This is a genomic window from Marinobacter denitrificans (assembly GCF_008795955.1).
In the GTDB taxonomy this organism is placed as follows: Bacteria; Pseudomonadota; Gammaproteobacteria; order Pseudomonadales; family Oleiphilaceae; genus Marinobacter; species Marinobacter denitrificans.
Window position 1 is genome coordinate 64,126 of sequence record NZ_VMHN01000011.1, and the last position, 20,117, is coordinate 84,242.

Here is a 20,117-nt window from a genome sequence, read left to right on the forward strand (position 1 = left end):
TATATTCGTCTGCAAAGTCACTGATTCAGGTTATTATCAATAATGCTCAGTTTTGCTCGTGCCACTGAAGTCATAATCGATTCTGCACTTTTGTGCCACCGGAACGGCTTCGCCAGTTTCTCGTTATGGGTCTTTATATACCGGCGAATCGCCGTCTTGAGTTCGCCCACACTGGTAAAGATCCCACGGTACAAAGCGCGGCGTTCCAGCTGACCAAACCAGCCTTCCACGGCATTCAGCCAGGAGGCGCTGGTTGGTGTGAAGTGGAGCTTGAACCGGGGATGTTTCTCCAGCCAGGCTTTCACCTCTGGTGTTTTATGAGTCGAGCTGTTGTCCAGAATCAGATGAAGATCCTGCTCTTTCGGTGTTTCTCGATCAATTTGTCGCAGAAAGTCGAGAAATTCTTTGGCGCGGTGGCGTTGTGTGATGCGCCCAATCACCTCGCCGTTTAGGATATTCAGGGCCGCGTATAAGCTGGTCGTACCGTGCCTCTTGTAATCGTGGGGCGGCGCTCGATCTGGCCCGGTTTCAGTTGGAGCTTAGGCTGCGTACGGTCCAGTGCCTGGATCTGCGTTTTCTCATCAACAGACAGTACCAGGGCGTTATCTGGCGGATTCAAGTACAGGCCAACGACATCGAAAACCTTTTCAGCAAAGTCCGGATCATTGCTTATTTTGAAGGTTTTCAGCCGGTGCGGTTTCAGGTCGGCGGCTTTCCAGATCTGGTACACTTGCCAGCGACTGACGCCGGCATATTCGGCCATTAGCCGCACGCTCCAGTGGTTGGATTCCTTGGGCAGCTTTTTTACCGTGTCATCGAGAATTGCTTTAACCTTCTTCTGGTCCAGCTTTCTGGGTTGCCCAGGTCTTGGAGCGTCCTGAAGGCCGCTCAGGCCCTGTTCGATGTAACGATTACGCCACTTGAATACCGTAGCCGTACTGGTTTCCAGTCGCTCAGCAACGTCTTTGGGTGATTCACCGGCATCCAGGGCCAAAACGATTCGTGCTCGCTGAACGAGATTCTGGCTCAGCGTGCTTGTTCGCAACCAGCTTTCCAGCTCCAGTTGATCGTTTACCGTAAGACTAAAGGGTGCTGGTTTCCGGGCCAAAACAGAGTCTCCAAACTCGTGAATAACAGCTCGAATTATACCACATATTCGCTTAGGAATTACCCGGACGGAACACTAGACATGATGTTTTGAATAAGTTGTTACCTCCGCAGAACCGAAGTGTTGTGTCGGTGGCGGCAGAGGAAGGCATATCCGATGTGACTCTGTATAGTTGGTTGAAACAGTGTCGACAACAAGGAATGCCCGTGCCAGGTAATCGTACCACCGGGGAAGATTGGTCCCCCGAAGCCAAACTGGCCGTTGTAGTAGAAACGGCCTCTATGTCTGAAGCCGAACTGAGTGCCTATTGCCGCGAGAAAGGCTTGTATCCAGAGCAAGTGCAGCGCTGGAAGGAAGCCTGCCTTCAGGGTGCCGGCATGCAGAATGAGCGTCAGAAAGCGGCTCAGAAGCAACAGCGTGAAGCCCGCAAAACCATTAAAAAGCTGCAGTCGGAAGTTCGCCGTAAAGACAGGGCGTTGGCCGAGACCACCTCGCTTCTGGTGCTGTCAAAAAAGCTCGAAGCCTTGTACGGCGAGAACCCGGACAGCAGCGAGGACGACTGACGCCGCTGGACGAACGTGCAAGGCTCCTGGAGCTATTTGATGAAGCCGTTGCCAGCGGTGCCGCCCGATACAAGGCCGCAGAGTTAGTGGACATCAGCGAGCGTACATTGAAGCGCTGGCGAGACCCTGGCGGCCAGGTTGCTGAAGATCAGCGCCCTGAGGCAGAGCGAGCCGAACAGCCCCACAAACTGACACAGGCCGAGGAGCTGGCCATTCTGAGCGCATGCAATCAACCTGAATACCGGAGTTCGCCACCGTCGCAGATCGTGCCTTCACTCGCTGACAAAGGCCTTTATCTGGCCTCGGAATCGTCGTTCTACAGAGTGTTGAAGAAGCACCAGCAACAGAACCACAGAGGGCGCATGAAACCGCCTCGCAAGGTGCCGGAGCCGACCAGCTTCACCGCGACAGGCCTGAACCAGGTGTGGAGCTGGGACAGTGTGCCGCAGAGGCACCAGAGAGTGGAAGCAAGGATGCAGACACTTTACTGAGCCATAAGCTCAGCAAGAGATGGTGGGGGGCCACCGGAGTCGGCTGTCGGAAGCAGGCTTCAAACCAGCCCAAGCTGCATGCATTAAGAGTGCTTGTGGTAAGCATTGGGTCAAAAGGCTGCACAGTGATGCAGTCAGGTGTGATATTGAGAGGCGAGCCAGAGCGAACCCATGGTGACGTGCCGAAAACCATACGTGACATCAAAACCGGGGGCGCGTCCCATCCCCGGGATGAGCTTGCGGGTGTATTCCGAATGCTGCGCAAGCGGTGTCCGGCATAAAGTGGGCGCGACTCAATAACAGGCTTTTGCTGGGAACTGCGGGAACCAGTCATCGTGATGTTCAAGGGAGAAGGCACAAGTGGCGATCACCACAAGGCCGAGAGTACCGAGGCACGATACTGGGACGGAGCTGTTCGTAGTAGTGACGAAGCCTCTGTAATGGAGGTGGAGCGAAGGGACAGCGTCAAGCAGTCTGAATCCCGGCCTCAACTGCGAAAGCAGGAGGAGGTTCGGTGTCAGGCAAAACCATTCAACATTGAGAAGTGGTTAATTGTTGAAGCCTATAATCGGGTCAAAGCCAACTCAGGGACTGCAGGTGTAGACCGGCAGTCCCTGGAAGATTTTGACCGTGGTCGCAGGAACAATCTGTATAAACTCTGGAACCGAATGTCCTCGGGTAGCTACATGCCGCCTCCGGTTCGTGCCGTCTCAATCCCAAAGAAATCAGGGGGTGAGCGGATACTGGGCATTCCGACCGTAACGGATAGAATTGCCCAAATGGTGGTCAAACTTCAGTTCGAACCTGAGGTAGAGCCGCACTTCCTTCCAGACTCTTATGGGTATCGACCGGGAAAATCGGCTATACAGGCAGTTGGAGTCACTCGAAAGCGGTGCTGGCGCTATCCATGGTTGCTGGAGTTTGATATCCGTGGTCTATTCGACAACATCCCGCATGAACTCCTGTTAAAGGCGATTGATCGGCACACCGCGAATCCATGGGTGAAGTTATACATCCGACGATGGCTAACCGCATCTTTGGTGCACGCGGACGGCCGAACGGTTGAGCGCGACAAGGGAACACCGCAGGGCGGAGTTAATACTCCGCTTACGATCTTGCATAATTGACTTCCCCGTTGTTGTATCGGTCGAGCCTTCACCCTTGTTGAACCCGGGATCGGGATCAACCCGAAAAACGATCACGACCTCTTCTTTATGAATTTCGATGCGTTTGACCAAGGCACGGATGATCTCACGCTTCGAAGTGAAATCAATCATAGTCAATCGGTCATTGACGGAGGCAGCGAATTCATCGAGGCGGCGGATCACCAAAAACAACTCGAATTGCCCCGCCTGATGACGCCTGGACTCTTCGATCTGACGCTCGATCTGCTGTAACCGGGTTTTTAACTGCCCGATCTATGGGTCGAAATCCGACTTCTCGATAACGCCCTCGGCGTAGCTGTCGATGAGCCTGGACTTGCCCTTCTCAAGATGGCGTTTCTGCTTCTCCAGGGCCGCCGTATCGGCGTTAACCTCTTCGTCCTGTTCGAGCATGTCCAGGCGGCGCTCATATTCTTGCTTCAATCGTCCGGGTTCCGACAACAGGTCGACAATCTGCTGCCATACCAGTTCATCGAGTCGATGCGTTCTCACTTGCTTGTTGTCGCATACCCGCTCGCCGCCAAAGCGGTAGGCATCCGTTCCGATGCAGCGATAATAAGCATAGTGTTGGCGGCCTTTGCCCGCCGCCTTGCTGACCGTCTTTCCGTAATAGGCGTAATGGCAATGACCGCAGACGGTCAACCCCTGGAGTAAATAGGCGGCGCTGCCGCGCATGTTTGCGGTTCTCGTCCAGTTGTTCCTGAACGGCAAGAAACAGCGCCTCGCTGACGATGGCTGGCACCGGGATTTCGATCCACTCGCTGCGTTCAGTGCGCACCGCCGAATAGCTTTTCTTGGGCGTATCGGCGCTGTGACGCGACGCACGGACGCGAGGCAAGGGTTCTCGCGCCTGCGTCTTGCCAAAGGCCGCACGGCCCATGTAAGCCGGGTTCTGCAACATCCCCCATACCACGCTGCGATCCCAGTGCGCCTTACCCGTGTGGGTTTCGATACCCGCCTGGTTAAGACGCCGCACCACCTCGCCAATGCTAAGACGCTCAACCCCGATCCAGTGGAAGATATTCCTTATCGTCGCCGCCTGCCCCAGATCAACGACGTACTGGGCCGGTGTCCCATCCTGCTTGCGGATGTAGCGGTAGCCATAGGGCGCGTTGGAGAGTACGTTGATACTGCCGCGCTTCGCCCCATGGAGCTTGCCACGACGATTGCGTTCCATAATCTTGGCTCGCTGGTACTCGGAGATCATGCCCTGCATCTGCAACAACAGCTCTTCCTCCGGGGACGTCCCGATGGCATGGTTGAGGAATACCACCTCGACTCCACACGCCGACAACTCTTCCATCAGCAGGACTTGGTGGGCATATTTGCGCGATAGGCGGTCCGGTGACAAGACGTAGAGACGGTCCATCAAACCCAGCGCCGCGCGGTCTCTCAGCCGTTCCAGTTGCGGTCGAATCAGGGTGGCGCCACTGGCCCCGGCATCGACAAAGAGCATCTCCACGGCAATCCGTTCGCCATCGGCGGTAACGCGCTCCTTCAGTGCGGCAATTTGACTCCCTATCGTGCCACTCTTCGCTTGTTGATCCGAGGAGACGCGGGCATAAACGGCCACCAGACGGGTATCGTTCATTGTCCACCTCCCTTCGCGGATGAACGCTTGCTACTGGCAGACTTGGATGACGACCGTGTAGGTGCTGGGCGCGACTCTATCGGCTTGAGTCGCTCATAGACCTTAACCAATTGCTCGGAGGCGAACCGGTTCGGCTCGAAGGCCAGGCGTACGCGCCTGCGGTGGCGTTCTGTCATGGCTGGGGCTCCACATCGATCGAGGTGGCGACATCGATGACGAGGGTAATCTCGACAGCCGGACATCCCGCAAACCCGGGCGCCAAACACCCCCGGGCGATGCGCAAGCCCCATTGTACCCGAGAGTTTGCTCTATTGTTGTTGGAGTTATCAGCCCTGTTCTGGCCAATCCCTTTTTGCATTACACCTTCGATCGATGGATCAGGGGTCGGCACTTTCCGGCTATAGAATGGTGTCGGTATGCTGACGATGGTCTGCTTCATTGCAGTACTCGGAGGCAGGCTCGATTCCTGCTGCACAGCCTGCGTGAACGGTTCAGGGAGTGCGGGCTTGAGCTGCACCCAGAGAAAACCCGGATTGTTTACTGCCAGGATCACCGTAGAATCGGAACCCATGCGCACACATCTTTTGATTCTCTCGGCTACACGTTCAAAAAGCGTGTGGTGAAGGGCTGATCCGGCGATCTCTTCATGGGATTTTGTCCGGGTATCAGTTGCCCTTCAATCAGGGAAATCATCCAGAAAGTGCGATCATGGCGAATAGGGAAGGGAAGCGAACCGATCTATCCATCATGGATATCGCTGACTTTATCAATCCATACCTGCACGGTTGGTGGAACTACTATGGGCAGTATTACCGGTCTTTGATGTACCGGGTATCGCGCTACGTAAATCAACGACTGGTCAGGTGGGCTATGCGAAAGTTCAAGCATCTTCGAGGACGGAAGGTCAAAACAATTGCCACACTTGAGCGATTAGTGAAAGCGCGACCGACTCTGTTCGCGCACTGGTCGCAAGGAATGTCGGGTGCGTTTGCTTGATGGGAGCGGTGTGAGCCGAGAGGTTCACGCACCGTTCTGCGAGAGGCTGAGGGTGAAATTCCCTTGGTCTACTCACCTTAGTTTCTGTCCGTCAGCGGTGCGTGGCCAGCATTGGTATCTGTACCTGATCATGGACATCTACAGTCGCAAGATCGTTGCCTGGGAAGTCCATGAGGCGGAGTCTGGCGAGCTGGCCCGGAAACTGGTTGAACGTGCCCTGTTACGAGAGGGTTGCTGGCATAATCCGCCGGTCCTGCACTCTGACAACGGAGCGCCGATGACCTCTTATATGCTCAAAGCCCGGCTGGCTGAGCTGGCCATGTTAATGTCTCACAGCCGACCGAGAGTCAGCAACGATAATCCTTACTCGGAATCGTTGTTCCGGACCGTCAAATACTGCCCGGAGTGGCCGTCAAAGGGCTTTGAATCGCTCACGGCGGTGCGTGAATGGATGCTGGCGTTCGAGTACGCTTACAACGAACAGCACCTGCACAGCGGCATCCGGTTCGTGACACCGGAGGACCGCCACCGTGGCGTTGACCACGAGCGCCTGGAGCATCGGAAACTGGTTTATGAAAGAGCAAAACGCCAGAATCCACGGCGCTGGTCTGGCAATACCCGGAACTGGGAAGTCACCGGGCCGGTCTCGCTCAACCCTGGCAAATTGCAGGAAGTTGAGCGCAATAAATTGGCCGCTTAACCACGGTCATTTGGACAACTGGGTTGAAAACCGCCGGATCCCTTCATTGCCACTTAGATTGCTCGATATTTAGTCAGTTTCTGAAGTCCAGACACACCTACCCCTTACCCCCATCGAGTCGGGCCGGGGGAGCCCGGGCATCTACCCCGGAACCAGGCGCACCAGGTCAGAGAGTTCGTCTTTGTAAGGATAGGCGTCACTCATCAGCACTCTCATGCGCCGAGTGTTGCCACGCTTTACAATACCGGCACCAGCGTCTCCGAACTGATCGGAATGCGGCTAGTTTGCCATCATTACCCTACGCAGGCTGTCACGCTCGAGTAGCCAGGACGCTATGAAGGCGAACACGAGACCCCAAAACGGAGCGCCAATATTCAGCATAGGTACACCGGCCACCGACACCACAAAGGCGACCAGAGCACCAAGTGAACACTCGCCACAAAAGGCGCCTTGGAAGGCGCCCTGCAGCGCCCGGATCATGGCAAGTCCGCCGATTAGCCCAACCAAGGCAAGCGGCAGCGCCAACGCGACGGCTGTTGCAACCGGTGCAAACAGGCCAAAAATAATCATTAGGATCGCGAAGACCATGCCGCCGACCCATTGCCGATGCTGCGCGCCGCTGGAGACGAGAATCGCGTTGGTCGGCCCGGTAAGACAGGCGGGCACCGAACCGACCACCGCGAACAGCATTGAACCCAGCCCGGATCCCACCGTAACAGCCTTCACGGGCGGTGGATGATCGACCTGCTGCAATACCGCAAAGCCCTGCGCGTTCTGAATACCCAGGACAGTGATCATGAGCGGGATGACCAACTCTACTAGGGCCTGCAGCGAGAACTCCGGCATGTACACAATAGGACGCGCCATCAGCGTCGGCACCACTCCCAATGGCGCGATGCCGCCCGTAGTCCATGCTACCGTGCCACCTGCGAGCAACGCGGCCAGCACTGGAGGCAGTCGCCTCCCTAGCGCTGGCAAGGCCGCGAAGAGCAGAAAGACCCCGAGGCTTACGGTGGAGAGCAGTGCATTACCGGTAAACGCGGTGACCACTTTGACTCCCAGCGGCAGGAAAACGCCGGCGACCATCCCCATGACGATGGACATGGGAATGCGGCGCATCAACCAGTTAATGAGCCCGCTCCAGCCAAGCAAGGTGATGAGTAAAGCAGTTACCCAATAGGCCCCAATGACTTCCGCAAAGCTCAGGTGGCCGAGGGCCGATGGCAGCAGCAGCGCGCCCGGGATCGTCCAAGCCATCCCAAGCGGCTGCCGGTATCGCCAGCAAAAGTACAGGGTCAGCACCCCACTGAGACCGTAGGCACCGAAGATCCAGGAGGCAAGATCCAAATCGCTCAGGCCGCCATCACGACCCACCGTGATCAGGATAGCCAAGGGCCCCGTCACTCCGAAAAGAAAGGCAGTGATGCCGTTGCTAAGCAAGTGACTATCGAGGCGCTTCGACATTTCTCTTCTCCATTAAGGCCGGATATTCATGAGGGGTGCTGAAAGCGAAGATAGAAAATGGTAATCTCCAAGGAAATCAAACGGTTCCAGCAGCCTGTCGGACTTGCATCTGACAGGCGTTATTTAAAGTTGTCTCGTTCGCTTGGCTTCCCAAGTTTGACTGTTAGTGGTCATCAGAGAGTCCAGGTTGGCCTCTATGGCACTTTGAGGTGCGCCCGATAAAGCCTTGGGCGGGTAAAAAGGCCCTCACTGCGCCTATTTTCAACACGTTCATCCGCTTCACATTCCACGCCAGCGTGGCTAACGTCCACTCGCCCGCCACCTTCTCCAGTCCCCCCATCGAGAACTGTCTCAAGCCCATCACCTGTTTGGTAATTCCGAACACGGGCTCCACCGTCTGTTTCCGCAGTGCATACAGTGCTCGGCCAGTTTGGGTTGTTAACTGGTATTTCATTTGTATCACCGGGTCGTCCGTGAAAGGCGACGGATCATCGGGTGCGGACCGATCAAACACGGATAAGTAGTGTCGATCGCGCGCCACCACCAGTGACGGCTGGGTGTTCTTCTCCCTGCACGCCTGGACATTGGCTTTGCTGAAGTACTCTGTATCGGCCAGCAGATTAGTAACGGTGCCGAGGTCCAATGCCACATCGTTCACGACAACGCCCTTCGGTACCAGACGGCGCAGACTGGATTGGGCTTTGGCGCCGCCCAACGCTTTGGTCTCGCACGACAGATACAGTACTGGCAATCTGTTCACCATTTCCCCCGGCAATCCACATTGACCCTAGGGCCTGACTTTACTGGCAGGTTCACCGGCTATTCCGAAGTGGTTTTTTGGCATTTCGGTGATGATGACCCGCACACGCTCAATCGGTGAATCGATGGTGCGGGACATGGCCTCCGACACCTCCCAGATAAGGTTCTCCTTCTGTTCATCGGTACGCCCTTCAAGAATGTACAGCTGTGCAATTGGCATGGTGTTTCCTCAAGTAAGATCAAACAGAAAATTCCTGACCCGTTCCGGGCTTGCGGATACAAAGGCGGGGTGAGCGGCCATGCGTCCAACCCATTGACGAATGGCAGGAAACTCTTCGGGAACCTCCACATCATTGGCTAACGCCAGAGCAAACCTAGGAAACAGGGCACACTCAGCCAGAGTTGGCTGGTTACCGGCCAGGAAGTACTCCTTGCTGAGTGCTGTTTCCAGGGCCGGCAGCCCTTCCATGAAACCGTGGACCCCCGCAAGAATTCTGTTGTGGTCCCACTCATTCTCAGGTTTATCGCGCTTCTCGAACACCACTTCCCGGATACTGCGCCCCAGAAAATTATCGCCGTATATCATCCAGCTTCGTGCCTCCGCCCGCTGGCGGGGGGCATCAGGTAACAGAGCCGGGCCCGTTTCTGCCAGATACTCCAGCATGGGACCGGAGTCCGTCAGCACCAGATCTTCGTCTATCAGCACCGGCACAGTGCGATTGGGAGACAGCCCCTGCCACAGGGCAAGCACATCCGGGTCCGACCGGTCCAGGCTGCCTGCAGGTCTTTCCTGCAGCGCCAGGGCAATCCGGACCCGCCAGCAAAACGGGCATTCAGGCTTGTCGATCAATTTTAACCTGCCCATCAGTGTGCCGCTCCCAGTTCCTGCAGGTGCTCCGCCACGAAGTCCAGTCTGTCCTGACCCCAGAAAATCTGATCGCCGATGACAAATGTGGGGACCCCCGGAGCGCCCTTTTCCTGTGCTTCCTGCCAGTTCCGGTCGAGCCGGGCATGGTTTTCAGGATCATCAATTGCCCTGGCAAAAGCTTCCCCGTCCAGTCCGACGCTTTCGGCAACCGAGAGCAGCACATCGGTATCGCCTATGTCCCGGCCCTCTGACCACTCCGCTTGCATCATTGTCACCAGGTAGGGCCTGAGCAAACCTTCCTTTTCCGCCAGCAGGGAGCCTGCACCCGCCCGAGTCGGGTCCGTGGTTTTTGGAGGCGGAGTCAGGGGCATACCGAACCGGCGCGCCCAGCGCGCCACATCCTGCCGGGCAATAGGCATTTTGACCTTTGCGCGATCCGGATCGGACCGACCATGCCAGCCCCCCAGTGGCCGCCAGACAATATTGACTTGATACTGGTCGAATACCTCGAACATGCGACTGCTGGCCAGGTAGCAGTATGGGCTGCGAAAGTTGAAATACAGTTACAGATCGATAGCCTTATTCATAAATTTCGTGCTCCGGCGGCAGTATTTGTTGAAGGTCTAGATGAACCTCCCGGACACGGTTCCCAGTCCCTGGTACCGTACGGTGATGTTGTCGCCGGGCTCCACGGTAATGGCGGCGGTAATGCCACCGGTCATGATGAAGGTGCCGGCCGGGATATGTTCGCCCCGTTCCGCCAGCAGGTTCGCCAGCATGGCCACACTGGAAGCGGGATGGCCCAGTACGGCGGCACCGGCACCCACGTCCACAACCTCGCCATTCTTCTCAACGACAACGCCCAGGGTCTTCAGGTCCACATCCGCAACGTCGGCCATCTGGCCACCGGTGATAAAGCGGGTCGACGAAGCGTTATCGGCAACCACGCTCACCAGGTCGAACTTGAAGTTCTCGTAGCGGGAGTCGATGATTTCCACGGCGGGGATCACGAAGTCCGTTGCCGCCAGCACCTGGCCGATATGGCAGCTCGGGCCTTTCAAGGGCGCCTTGGTAACAAAGGCAATTTCGGCCTCGATTTTCGGGTGAATCAGCTCCTTGGTATTGACCACGCCACCGTCGGGCACGCTGAAATAATCCGCGAGGAAACCGTAGATCGGCGTTTCCACACCCATTTGAGCCATCTTGGCCCAGGAGGTCAGGCCCATTTTCATGCCGACGATCTTGTTGCCCCGTTCTTCCTTGCGGCGGCGGATCTCCCACTGCACGTCGTAGGCGTCCTCGAAGGTCATGTCGGGATAATCATTAGTGACCTTGGTGATGTCGTGGGCTTGCAGTTCGGCGTTTTCCACGTGTTCGGCCAGGGCCAGCATCTGCTCACGACTTAGTGTCTTGCTCATGCGTTCTGCTCCTTTTGCGCGGCCAGCAGATCCAGCGCCACATCCACAATCATGTCCTCCTGGCCACCCACCATGCGGCGTTTGCCAAGCTCCACCAGAATGTCCACGGTCTTCAGGCCGTATTTCTGGGCCGCCACTTCGGAGTGGCGCAAAAAGCTGGAATAGACACCGGCATAGCCCAGGGCCAGGGTCTCACGGTCCACTCGCACCGGCCGATCCTGCAGCGGCCTGACAATGTCGTCAGCCGCGTCCATCAGCGCGTACACATCGGTACCGTGTTCCCAGCCCAACTTGTCGAAGGCGGCCACGCACACTTCCAGCGGGGCGTTTCCGGCACCGGCGCCCATGCCGGCCAGGGAGGCATCAATTCGGTCACAGCCTTCTTCAACAGCGACGATGGAGTTGGCCACACCCAAGGCGAGGTTGTGGTGGGCGTGCATTCCGGTCTGGGTTTCCGGCTTGAGCACGTCTTTCAGCGCCCGGAAGCGGTCGCGGATGTCGTTCATGTTCATGGCGCCGCCGGAGTCGACGACGTACAGACAGGTGGCGCCGTAGTCCTCCATCAGCTTGGCCTGTTCGGCGAGGCCCTGTGGGGTCTGCATGTGGCTCATCATCAGGAAGCCCACCGTGTCCATGCCCAGCTTTCTGGCATGCTCGATGTGCTGCTTTGAGGTGTCTGCCTCGGTGCAATGGGTGGCCACTCTTACGATTCTCGCGCCCGCGTTGTAGGCATTGTCCAGGTCGTGGACGGTGCCGATGCCGGGCAGCAGCAGGGTGGCGATTTTGGCGTGTTCGGTGACTTCGGCGACCGCTTCGATCCACTCCAGGTCGGTGTGGGCACCAAAGCCGTAGTTGAAGCTGGAACCCTGCAGGCCATCGCCGTGGGCCACTTCAATACTGTCGACCTTGGCCTTGTCCAGGGCCCGGGCAATGTCCTGCACGTTCTTGATGGAGTACTGGTGACGGATTGCGTGGCTGCCGTCCCGCAGGGTCACGTCGGAGATATAGAGTTTCTTGCCGGGATTGAATGTCATGGTTCGTTCCTCCTCAGTTGACCAGCGATTCGGCGATGCGCTCGGCAGTACCGAGGGCCGCGGAGGTCATGATGTCCAGGTTGCCGGCGTAGGCCGGCAGGTAATGGGCGGCGCCCTCCACTTCCAGGAAGATGGAGGTCTTCAGGCCGCTGAAGCGGCCCAGGCCCGGGACGTTCATGGGCTGGTCTTCCGGAATCACGTCAAACTGCACTTTCTGCTTGAGGCGATAACCGGGCACGTAGCTGTTGACGGCCTTGACCATTTCTTCCACCGAGGCTTCCACTTCCGCCTGGTCGGCGGCATCGGAGAGCACGTAAACCGTGTCCCGCATCAACAGCGGCGGCTCCGCCGGATTGAGGATAATGATGGCCTTGCCCTTGCCGGCGCCGCCCACCACTTCGATCGCCTTGGCGGTGGTTTCGGTGAACTCGTCAATGTTGGCGCGGGTGCCGGGGCCGGCAGACTTTGACGAAATCGAGGCCACGATCTCGGCGTAGTGGGCCTTGGCGACACGGGAGACCGCCGCCACCATGGGAATGGTGGCCTGGCCCCCGCAGGTGACCATGTTGACGTTGCCCTCCCCCAGGTGTTCCTCCAGGTTGACCACCGGCACGCAGTACGGGCCGATGGCCGCCGGGGTCAGGTCGACCACGCGGATGTCGGGTTTGTGTTCACGCAGCAGTTTGTCATTGTGAACGTGGGCGCCGGCGGATGTGGCATCAAACACGATGCCGATGTCGGCGAACTCGGGCATTTTCACCAGACCTTCCACACCTTCGGCGGTGGTGGCCACGCCCATGCGCTCGGCACGGGCCAGGCCGTCAGACTCCGGGTCGATACCCACCATGGCACCCATCTCGATGTTCTTGCCATTGCGCAGGATCTTGATCATCAGGTCGGTGCCGATGTTGCCCGAACCGATGATCGCGGCTTTGATTTTCTTGCTCATATTAGTGTCCTCTCTAATCCGGGTCAGGCGAAGCGCACGGAGGCACTGCCGATGCCCCCAATATCAACGCGCATGTAGTCACCGGCCTTGACCGGTTCCAGCGGAACCAGGGAGCCGGACAGGATGACTTCGCCGGCCTTCAGGGTGATGCCGAACTCGCCCAGGGTGTTCGCCAGCCAGGTTACGCAGTTCACCGGCGAGCCCAGTGCTGCTGCGCCGGCGCCCGCGCTCAGTACGCTGCCGTTCTTTTCCACCACCATGCCGCAGGTCACCAGGTCCACCTTGCGGGGAGAGACCGCCTGGTCACCCAGTACAAACAGGCCACAGGAGGCGTTGTCCGCCACGGTGTCCTGAATGGCGATCTTCCAGTCCTGGATGCGGGAATCGACGATCTCGAAACATGGCATCACACATTCGGTGGCGGCCAGTACATCAGCGTTGGTGACGCCCGGTCCTGTCAGGTCTTTTTTCAGGATGAAGGCAATCTCGCCCTCGGCACGGGGCGCGATCAGCCGGTCACTGATGGGCATGACTTCGCCACTGTTGAACACCATGTCGTCGGTCAGGTACCCGAAATCCGGCTGGTGAACGTTGAGCATGTTCTGAACCGCCTTGCTGGTGACGCCGATCTTCTTGCCGATGATCGAGGCGCCATCCGCCAGCCGGCGTTCCAGCATGCGCAGAGAAATGTGGTAGGCGTCGTTAATGGTGATGTCGTCGCCGCGGCTGGTCAGCGGGGAAACCGCTTCCCGGCTGAGCATGGCCTGATAGAGCTCGTCACCCAGCGCCTGTATACGTGTCTGTTCCATTACTTTTCTCCTGCGGTCGCTTGATCGGCCTCGGTCAGGAAATCGTTCACCAGCCGGGCAAACCGACTGGCATGTTCGATCTGGGTCCAGTGGCCACAACGGCCGAACACATGCAATTGGGCTCTATCGATCAGTTCCGCCAGTTGCAGTGAGGCGTCCAGCGGTATCACTTCATCTTCGCGGCCATGGAGAATCAGGGTTTCGTGCGGCAGCGCCCGGATGTCCTTCTCCTCGCTGGCCAGGTTGTCGACCCAGCGCTGACGCGGTGCCGGGAACATGGCCGCAAAGGATTCCTGGAAACCGGGGCGGATGCTGGCCTGATAACGCATTTCCGCCAGTTCATCGGTGAGCAGGTTTTTATTGAACGCGAACACATCCATCAGGCGGCGCATGTTTTCAAGGGAAGGCTCGTAGCCCCAGACTTCATCCAGTCCCTCGGTGATCGGGAAACGGACGCCAGCCGAGCCCATCAGCACCAGACGACGAATGCGCTCCGGATGCTCGATGGCCAGCGCCAGAGCCAGGCCGCCACCGAAGGAGTTGCCTACCAGATCCACTTTCTCCAGATCCAGTGCGTCCATCACGCCGATGGCGTGGGCCACCCAGCGTTCGCGGTTGTAGGCGTTGTCTTCCGGGCGCTGGGTATAACCGAAGCCAAGCATGTCCGGCGCCACCACACGGCGGTTCTTCGCCAGCTCCGGAATCACCAGGCGCCAGTTGGCCCAGGCGGTGACACCGGGGCCGGAGCCGTGGATCATCATGACCGGGACATCACTCTTAGCATTGTCGGCACCATGGTCATGCACGTTGGTGCGGTAGCCGGCAGCGGTTATCTCGCGCCCGATTTCGGGGCTGTTCTGAGGTGCAGTCATGGTCGGCTCACAATTTCACGCAGATGTTTTTCATTTCGGTGTAGAACTCCAGGGAGTGCACACCACCCTCGCGGCCAATACCGGATTGCTTGCTGCCACCAAACGGTGTGCGTAGATCACGCAGGAACCAGCTGTTGACCCAGATAATGCCGGCTTCAACCTGGCCCGCTACCCGATGGGCACGGGTAATGTTCTCGCTCCATATGGCCGAGGCCAGGCCGTAAGGAAGACTGTTGGCCAGCTCAATGGCTTCCTCTTCGGTGTCGAATGGGCACAGGTGGACACAGGGGCCGAAGATTTCATCGGTAATCACCGCCGAATCTTCCGGCAAACCGGTCCAGATGGTGGGTTCCACCCAGGCCCCGCCAGCAAGATCTTCCGGCATTTCCGGAACACCACCACCGGTAACCACAGTGGCACCGTCATCAACGGCTTTCTGGTAATAGGACAGGACTTTCTCGCGGTGTTTGAGACTGACCAGCGGACCCAGATTCGCTTCGGCATCATCCGGCGGACCGATCTTCAGGCCTTCCGCGGCTTCCTTCAGCCGTCCCACAAACTCGTCGAAGATGGAACGCTCAACGTAAACCCGCTCGGTCCCCAGGCATACCTGACCGCAGTTGGCAAAGGCCGAACGCATGGTGCCTTCGATGGCCTTGTCCATATCGCAATCGGCAAACACCAGGCCGGCGTTCTTGCCGCCCAGTTCCAGGGAGATGTCCCTGATGCCCTTGGCGGCCGCTTTCATGATGACCTCGCCGGTACCGGTTTCGCCGGTAAAGGTGAAACCGTCCACCAACGGATGTTCGGTCAGAAAGGCGCCTGCGGAATTAGCACCAAAGCCATGCACGACGTTGTAAACGCCGTCGGGCACGCCGGCCTCTTTCATGACTTCGCCCAACAGCGCCGTGGTCGTCGGGGTTTCCTCCGAAGGCTTGACCACCACGGTATTGCCACACGCCAGGGCGGGCCCTACTTTCCAAGTCATCAGCAGCAACGGCAGGTTCCAGGGGCTGATTACACCAATCACGCCTTTGGGGCGACGTACCGCATAGTTCAGCGCACCGGTGCCATCCGGAGTCGGCATTTCAAAGGACTCCGTGGGCACGTTCTTGATCATGTCCGCGAACACCTTGAAGTTGGCCGCGCCCCGGGGAATGTCGATATGGCTCGCCATGGATTTTGGCTTGCCGGTATCGAGGCACTCCGCTTCCAGGAACTCGTCAAACCGGGCGTTGATGCCGTCGGCTACCCTGTGCAGGATGCTGGTGCGTTCCTCCAGCGTCATCCTGCCCCAGGGGCCGCGCAGGGCTGCTTTTGCGGCCTTCACTGCGGCATCCACCTCGTCCCGGCCGGCTTCGTGAACCTTGCTGATCACCTTGCCGTTGGCCGGGTTGACGTTGTCGAACAGCTTGCCGCTGGCTGAGCCAACGTACTGTCCGTTGATATAGTGCTTGATGTCTTTCATTGCAACTTCGTCCTGTTTCATCCCTTCGGAATCACGTCAGAACGGTCATAAAGCGTTCGTTCAATGTCCGATCATGGTAAAAAATCGCTTTACCGAGCTCCTCCGTCTTCCAGGTGACCGGTTTATGATCCGGGTAGAAATAATCACCACCGCAGAACACCTCGTTACGGTTGCCAGATGGATCAAAGAAATAGATGGTTTTGCCATGGGTCAGACCGTGACGGGTCGGCCCGATATCGATGGACGTATCGGTCATGGTGATCAGGTCCGCCGCCCTAAGAACGTCTTCCCAGGTTTCCAGGTGGAAAGAGGCGTGATGGAACTTACCTTTTTCTTCGTGGTGGATGAAGGCGATATCATGCTCTTTCATCGACACGGTCAGGAACTGCGCCACCCGAGTGCCTTCCGGGTCCAATACTTGCTCGGCCAGGTCAAAGCCGAGAACACTAACAAAAATGTCGTACGTCGCAGCCAACTCCGGACCGTAAAATAGGCAATGGTCGAAGCGCACAGCCTTCATTCCCTGCAGACCACGAGGCCAAGCCTCCGGATTAACGCTGGAAAGGCCCCATTTACCCGTATAGAGCTTATCGGCATAGAGTTCGAAGGCGTGGCCAGAAGGCACTGTGAAGCGAACACGACGACCGCAATCCTTCAACTCCTCTGCGGGCACCTGCTCAACTTCAACGCCGTAATCCACCAGGTCTTTTTCAAGCTGGACCAGGACCTCTTCGTCAAGCACCTTGAAACCCATAAAGTCACAACCGGGCTCGTCTGCCTCGCGCAGCACCACCGAGAATTTATCCACTTCGGTCCACGCCTTCAGGTACACACGGCCCTGGTCGTCACGGTCGGTTTCGATCAGACCCATCAGATCTGTGTAGTGTTTGACGGCTTCATCCATATCGAGAACACGGATCTGGACATGGCCGGGACGCATAACACCTTTTTTCATGACAGTTACCTCAACGATTTGTTGTTTGCTTCGCAAGTGCCGCCTCAGGCAGAGGCACACACTCTATGACCAGATCGGTCAGCGGGTAGATCCGGCAGGCCAGAACTTCACCTTTTTCAACGGCTTCGGGCGGGGCATGCCGCTTACTCATCTTGCCGCACTCGAAATGTCCTTCCAGAACCCGGATCTTACAAAATCCGCAGCCTCCACCACGGCAGCCCACGGGCACACACTTCAGCCCCCTCTGCTCCATGGCCTTGAGTACACTCTGGCCCTCCTGGCAGATAAAGTCGTCGCCCGTTGTGCGGTTGAAAACTTGGAACCCGGCCATGCCTCCTCTCCCAGTCAGATTTTCTTGAAGAACCCAAAGTCGCGTTTCAAGCGCGCAGTCAGTCCGCTCACAGCGATTTCTCCATCGTTAGTCGAAAGCTGCCTTACTTAACTCCAGGAGAACACGCACTACTACCCACTGGGGGGGGGCGTAATCCGTGCGAACCTCTTAATTGGAGCAAAAAGGGTCATCCCTGATACCCACCACCCACTGGCAGCACCGTACCTGTGATATAGGAAGCCTCGTCAGACGCCAAGAAAAGTATGGCATTGGCCTGCTCTTCTGGTACGCTGTAACGCTTCATGAAGCTCATTTCAGTAGCCTCATCAACGATAGCCTGATACCATCCTTTCTCCATTTGGTTCATGCCTTCGCTATTACGCGGAATTCTCCGCTCGCCAACATTAGTACCACCAGGTGCTACTGCATTGACACGGATCCCATATTTGGCATTTTCAAATGCCAGACACACGGTCAAAGCGTTTACGCCCCCTTTTGCGGCTGCATAGGGCACACGGTTAGTACTTCGGGTTGCAAGGGATGACACATTCACGATCACTCCACTTTGCTGTTTTTGCATCTGTGCCAGAACTGCATGGGAACACCAAAGGGTCGGAAACAAGGAGCGCCGAATCTCAGCTTCGATTTGCACTTCCTCATAAACTTCATAGGGCTGAACCCAGATCGTACCGCCAACGTTATTGACCAAAATGTCGATGCGGCCAAAATAACTTACCGTAGAATCGACTGCTTTGCAGGCACCTGCGTACTGTTCTAGGTCGACGACGCTGACCCGGACGTTTGCAGCACCGGCAGCCAATGCCTCCTCGGCCACCTCTTTGACGATCTCGGAGCGATCCACCAACATCAGGTTGGCTTTTTCGGTCGCCATTTGAAGAGCAACAGCACGACCAATACCCTGAGCAGCACCCGTCACAATAACGACGCGGTTTTCAAAACGTTCGACTCTCATTTAATAACTCTCCTCATTTACTTGCCGTAAACTTTTCATAATGGAAGCTAGCTGGCCGAATGCTTTTTTCGTGCATATAGTTGTTGACCGCTTCAACCATCGCCGGGGGACCACAGAGATAGATGTCCACATCGCCATCTTGCAGGTGGTCGGGCTCTATGTAATTTGTGACGTAGCCCTTATGGGGCCAGTTACTGTTTTCTGACAATACGCAGGCACTGAACGTAAAGTTTTCGATAGCGTTGGCGAAGGACTCCAGCTTATCCAGGCCAACCAAGTCAGCATCGTGAGAGACACCGTAAATCAGGTGGATGGGGTGTTCACTATAGCCTTGTTGGATCTTTTCGAGCATCGCTAGGAAAGGTGCCAGGCCGGTGCCGCCAGCTAGCATCAATACCGGGCGATGGATTTCACGCAGGTAGAAGCTGCCGAACGGACCGCGCAGAGTAATGCTCTCACCGACTCTGGCCTTTTCTGCCATATAGGTGCTCATCAAGCCTTCAGGTACTATACGAATCAGAAAGGACACCGACCCATCGGCCTGGCTCACCATGGAACTGAAGGAGTAGGCACGCCATTGGTCAGTCCCTGGCACCAGAACGTTAGCGTACTGCCCCGTCAGAAAATGCATAGCACGTACTTGATCACTGGCAACGGTGAATGACAAAGTCGATTCTGACAAGCGATTGATGTTGACCAACCTAGCTTGTATGTCAGTTTGCTGGCTGCGTATACAGACCTCAGAAGAAGCCGGTACCGTCACAACGCAATCCGACTCCGGAATCATCTGGCAGGTTAAAACGTACCCGCGTCTGGCCTCCTGTTCAGAGAGTGCATCCTCGATGTAACCGTCCATCTCATAAATGCCGGATTCACAGTGGCACATACAGGTTCCACAAGCTCCATCACGACAGTCGAGCGGAATATTGATTCCAAATCGGTACGCAGCGTCCGCCACCGTCTCCATTGGCAAGGTTGTAATAAATCGAGTGACGCCGTCCTCAAAATTTAACGCTACCTTGTACATTATATATTGCCTTTACATCAAATGATTAACCGTAATAGACGACCGCGATAAGCTCAGACCATAAGTTTTTAAATAAATTAAACATGATAGATATCAACTACATGATGTATATAGTCATTTTTTAATACGACTTTCTTTCTCGAGATTAAAAAATCCCCACCGTCATCTATGATTAAATCAACGAAAGTAACACCAAAATATGTATCCACTATATTATATCTAAAACTTTTTGTGATCCAGTTAAACCGAACATTACATACGTGGTTAGAACAGTCTACTACCTCAATATTGCTTATCGAATGAAGCGTCCTCGGAGCAGGCTCACTGCTTGCTCCCGATCGCTCGGTTTGGATACGAAAGACTCGATCTTCAAGGCCGTCACGATTTTCATAATACATCAGTGAAATTTCGTTCCTTGGGTTACTTGTAAGATCCCCATCATCATCCCAAGATGGCATCCAAAACTCGACATTTTTATCATAATGACCGAGCCAGCGCTCAAAATCTTGATCATCCAAGCAGCGAGCTTCAGAATACAAAAACTTGCAAATATTTTCATAATCAAAATTCATATCAGC

Annotated in this window: 22 protein-coding genes and 5 pseudogenes; 7 read left to right on the forward strand and 20 right to left on the reverse strand. The window is 56.4% G+C overall.

Annotation, left to right across the window (positions count from 1 at the left end):
- Window positions 1-17 precede the first annotated feature (17 nt).
- Window positions 18-1,108, reverse strand: a pseudogene (locus FO268_RS20400) (IS630 family transposase).
- Window positions 1,109-1,314: 206 nt separating this feature from the next.
- On the opposite strand from FO268_RS20400, the gene FO268_RS20405 reads away from it, so the two are divergent.
- From FO268_RS20405 to FO268_RS23090, 4 genes and pseudogenes are all read left to right on the forward strand, one after another.
- Complete coding sequence (locus FO268_RS20405; protein ID WP_191967012.1) at window positions 1,315-1,671, forward strand: transposase; 357 nt, start codon at window positions 1,315-1,317, stop codon at window positions 1,669-1,671.
- 152 nt (window positions 1,672-1,823) lie between these two features.
- A pseudogene (locus tag FO268_RS20410) lies at window positions 1,824-2,108 on the forward strand (IS3 family transposase); the annotation flags it as partial.
- Between the two features lie 392 nt (window positions 2,109-2,500).
- Window positions 2,501-3,289, forward strand: a complete 789-nt coding sequence (locus FO268_RS20415; RefSeq protein WP_225316945.1) for a reverse transcriptase domain-containing protein — start codon at window positions 2,501-2,503, stop codon at window positions 3,287-3,289.
- A gap of 87 nt (window positions 3,290-3,376) precedes the next feature.
- Entirely contained in the window at window positions 3,377-3,559 is a 183-nt protein-coding gene (locus FO268_RS23090; RefSeq protein ID WP_202336710.1) for a hypothetical protein, read from the forward strand.
- A gap of 21 nt (window positions 3,560-3,580) precedes the next feature.
- Here FO268_RS23090 and FO268_RS23235 read toward each other — a convergent pair whose 3' ends face one another.
- The 3 genes and pseudogenes from FO268_RS23235 to FO268_RS23100 all read right to left on the reverse strand — a co-directional run.
- Window positions 3,581-3,817 (reverse strand): hypothetical protein, encoded by a 237-nt coding sequence (locus tag FO268_RS23235; RefSeq protein ID WP_202336726.1) that lies wholly within the window; start codon window positions 3,815-3,817, stop codon window positions 3,581-3,583.
- A gap of 18 nt (window positions 3,818-3,835) precedes the next feature.
- Window positions 3,836-4,000 (reverse strand): annotated as a pseudogene (locus FO268_RS23240) (recombinase zinc beta ribbon domain-containing protein); the annotation flags it as partial.
- Between the two features lie 67 nt (window positions 4,001-4,067).
- Window positions 4,068-4,916 (reverse strand): annotated as a pseudogene (locus FO268_RS23100) (recombinase family protein); the annotation flags it as partial.
- Window positions 4,917-5,268: 352 nt separating this feature from the next.
- Between FO268_RS23100 and FO268_RS23370 the strand changes: the two are divergent.
- The 3 genes from FO268_RS23370 (at window position 5,269) to FO268_RS20430 (ending at window position 6,612) form a co-directional block, all read left to right on the forward strand.
- Window positions 5,269-5,547: a reverse transcriptase domain-containing protein gene (locus tag FO268_RS23370; RefSeq protein ID WP_404802937.1), complete on the forward strand. Its 279-nt coding sequence runs from the start codon at window positions 5,269-5,271 to the stop codon at window positions 5,545-5,547.
- A 77-nt stretch (window positions 5,548-5,624) separates the two neighbouring features.
- Window positions 5,625-5,912 carry a group II intron maturase-specific domain-containing protein gene (locus tag FO268_RS23375; protein WP_225316936.1) on the forward strand — a complete coding sequence of 96 codons (288 nt, stop codon included), beginning with the start codon at window positions 5,625-5,627 and terminating at the stop codon, window positions 5,910-5,912.
- 52 nt (window positions 5,913-5,964) lie between these two features.
- Complete coding sequence (locus FO268_RS20430; protein WP_191967013.1) at window positions 5,965-6,612, forward strand: DDE-type integrase/transposase/recombinase; 648 nt, start codon at window positions 5,965-5,967, stop codon at window positions 6,610-6,612.
- A gap of 279 nt (window positions 6,613-6,891) precedes the next feature.
- Here FO268_RS20430 and FO268_RS20435 read toward each other — a convergent pair whose 3' ends face one another.
- The 16 genes and pseudogenes from FO268_RS20435 to FO268_RS20510 all read right to left on the reverse strand — a co-directional run bounded on the left by FO268_RS20435 (window position 6,892) and on the right by FO268_RS20510 (window position 20,111).
- Window positions 6,892-8,076 (reverse strand): benzoate/H(+) symporter BenE family transporter, encoded by a 1,185-nt coding sequence (locus FO268_RS20435; RefSeq protein ID WP_150995087.1) that lies wholly within the window; start codon window positions 8,074-8,076, stop codon window positions 6,892-6,894.
- A gap of 262 nt (window positions 8,077-8,338) precedes the next feature.
- Window positions 8,339-8,839, reverse strand: a pseudogene (locus tag FO268_RS23120) (transposase); the annotation flags it as partial.
- A gap of 24 nt (window positions 8,840-8,863) precedes the next feature.
- On the reverse strand, window positions 8,864-9,055 hold the full coding sequence (locus FO268_RS20445) for a 2-hydroxymuconate tautomerase (protein ID WP_150995089.1): 192 nt from the start codon (window positions 9,053-9,055) through the stop codon (window positions 8,864-8,866).
- Between the two features lie 9 nt (window positions 9,056-9,064).
- Window positions 9,065-9,700 (reverse strand): glutathione S-transferase family protein, encoded by a 636-nt coding sequence (locus tag FO268_RS20450; protein WP_150995090.1) that lies wholly within the window; start codon window positions 9,698-9,700, stop codon window positions 9,065-9,067.
- Window positions 9,700-10,266: a 2-hydroxychromene-2-carboxylate isomerase gene (locus tag FO268_RS20455; protein ID WP_225316947.1), complete on the reverse strand. Its 567-nt coding sequence runs from the start codon at window positions 10,264-10,266 to the stop codon at window positions 9,700-9,702. Before FO268_RS20455 ends, FO268_RS20450 begins: the two co-directional genes overlap by 1 nt.
- Window positions 10,267-10,326: 60 nt before the next feature.
- Window positions 10,327-11,121 (reverse strand): 2-oxo-3-hexenedioate decarboxylase, encoded by a 795-nt coding sequence (dmpH, locus tag FO268_RS20460; protein WP_150995091.1) that lies wholly within the window; start codon window positions 11,119-11,121, stop codon window positions 10,327-10,329.
- Complete coding sequence (dmpG, locus tag FO268_RS20465; protein WP_150995092.1) at window positions 11,118-12,155, reverse strand: 4-hydroxy-2-oxovalerate aldolase; 1,038 nt, start codon at window positions 12,153-12,155, stop codon at window positions 11,118-11,120. Before dmpG ends, dmpH begins: the two co-directional genes overlap by 4 nt.
- Window positions 12,156-12,168: 13 nt before the next feature.
- On the reverse strand, window positions 12,169-13,104 hold the full coding sequence (locus FO268_RS20470; protein WP_150995093.1) for an acetaldehyde dehydrogenase (acetylating): 936 nt from the start codon (window positions 13,102-13,104) through the stop codon (window positions 12,169-12,171).
- A gap of 23 nt (window positions 13,105-13,127) precedes the next feature.
- Complete coding sequence (dmpE, locus tag FO268_RS20475) at window positions 13,128-13,913, reverse strand: 2-oxopent-4-enoate hydratase (protein WP_150995094.1); 786 nt, start codon at window positions 13,911-13,913, stop codon at window positions 13,128-13,130.
- Window positions 13,913-14,785: an alpha/beta fold hydrolase gene (locus FO268_RS20480; protein WP_150995095.1), complete on the reverse strand. Its 873-nt coding sequence runs from the start codon at window positions 14,783-14,785 to the stop codon at window positions 13,913-13,915. The genes dmpE and FO268_RS20480 overlap by 1 nt, the downstream gene beginning before the upstream one ends.
- A 7-nt stretch (window positions 14,786-14,792) precedes the next feature.
- A complete protein-coding gene (locus tag FO268_RS20485) occupies window positions 14,793-16,253 on the reverse strand; it encodes a 2-hydroxymuconic semialdehyde dehydrogenase (protein ID WP_150995096.1) in 1,461 nt (486 codons plus the stop codon).
- Between the two features lie 31 nt (window positions 16,254-16,284).
- Entirely contained in the window at window positions 16,285-17,208 is a 924-nt protein-coding gene (locus tag FO268_RS20490; RefSeq protein WP_150995097.1) for a catechol 2,3-dioxygenase, read from the reverse strand.
- Between the two features lie 10 nt (window positions 17,209-17,218).
- Window positions 17,219-17,539: a 2Fe-2S iron-sulfur cluster binding domain-containing protein gene (locus FO268_RS20495; protein WP_150995098.1), complete on the reverse strand. Its 321-nt coding sequence runs from the start codon at window positions 17,537-17,539 to the stop codon at window positions 17,219-17,221.
- 187 nt (window positions 17,540-17,726) lie between these two features.
- Window positions 17,727-18,512, reverse strand: coding sequence for a 1,6-dihydroxycyclohexa-2,4-diene-1-carboxylate dehydrogenase (locus FO268_RS20500; protein ID WP_150995099.1), 786 nt, complete (start codon window positions 18,510-18,512; stop codon window positions 17,727-17,729).
- A 13-nt stretch (window positions 18,513-18,525) separates the two neighbouring features.
- Window positions 18,526-19,542 carry a benzoate 1,2-dioxygenase electron transfer component BenC gene (gene benC, locus FO268_RS20505; RefSeq protein ID WP_150995100.1) on the reverse strand — a complete coding sequence of 339 codons (1,017 nt, stop codon included), beginning with the start codon at window positions 19,540-19,542 and terminating at the stop codon, window positions 18,526-18,528.
- Window positions 19,543-19,616: 74 nt separating this feature from the next.
- Window positions 19,617-20,111, reverse strand: a complete 495-nt coding sequence (locus FO268_RS20510; RefSeq protein ID WP_150995101.1) for an aromatic-ring-hydroxylating dioxygenase subunit beta — start codon at window positions 20,109-20,111, stop codon at window positions 19,617-19,619.
- Window positions 20,112-20,117 lie beyond the last annotated feature (6 nt).

Coding starts and splice junctions, on each gene's coding strand:
- FO268_RS20415 (WP_225316945.1), top strand. CDS start 2,501: ATGTTCAAGGGAGAAGGCACAAGTGGCGATCACCACAAGGCCGAGAGT.
- FO268_RS23090 (WP_202336710.1), top strand. CDS start 3,377: ATGAATTTCGATGCGTTTGACCAAGGCACGGATGATCTCACGCTTCGA.
- FO268_RS23375 (WP_225316936.1), top strand. CDS start 5,625: ATGGCGAATAGGGAAGGGAAGCGAACCGATCTATCCATCATGGATATC.
- FO268_RS20435 (WP_150995087.1), bottom strand. CDS start 8,076: ATGTCGAAGCGCCTCGATAGTCACTTGCTTAGCAACGGCATCACTGCC.
- FO268_RS20445 (WP_150995089.1), bottom strand. CDS start 9,055: ATGCCAATTGCACAGCTGTACATTCTTGAAGGGCGTACCGATGAACAG.
- FO268_RS20450 (WP_150995090.1), bottom strand. CDS start 9,700: ATGGGCAGGTTAAAATTGATCGACAAGCCTGAATGCCCGTTTTGCTGG.
- dmpH (WP_150995091.1), bottom strand. CDS start 11,121: ATGAGCAAGACACTAAGTCGTGAGCAGATGCTGGCCCTGGCCGAACAC.
- dmpG (WP_150995092.1), bottom strand. CDS start 12,155: ATGACATTCAATCCCGGCAAGAAACTCTATATCTCCGACGTGACCCTG.
- FO268_RS20470 (WP_150995093.1), bottom strand. CDS start 13,104: ATGAGCAAGAAAATCAAAGCCGCGATCATCGGTTCGGGCAACATCGGC.
- dmpE (WP_150995094.1), bottom strand. CDS start 13,913: ATGGAACAGACACGTATACAGGCGCTGGGTGACGAGCTCTATCAGGCC.
- FO268_RS20480 (WP_150995095.1), bottom strand. CDS start 14,785: ATGACTGCACCTCAGAACAGCCCCGAAATCGGGCGCGAGATAACCGCT.
- FO268_RS20485 (WP_150995096.1), bottom strand. CDS start 16,253: ATGAAAGACATCAAGCACTATATCAACGGACAGTACGTTGGCTCAGCC.
- FO268_RS20490 (WP_150995097.1), bottom strand. CDS start 17,208: ATGAAAAAAGGTGTTATGCGTCCCGGCCATGTCCAGATCCGTGTTCTC.
- FO268_RS20495 (WP_150995098.1), bottom strand. CDS start 17,539: ATGGCCGGGTTCCAAGTTTTCAACCGCACAACGGGCGACGACTTTATC.
- FO268_RS20500 (WP_150995099.1), bottom strand. CDS start 18,512: ATGAGAGTCGAACGTTTTGAAAACCGCGTCGTTATTGTGACGGGTGCT.
- FO268_RS20510 (WP_150995101.1), bottom strand. CDS start 20,111: ATGAATTTTGATTATGAAAATATTTGCAAGTTTTTGTATTCTGAAGCT.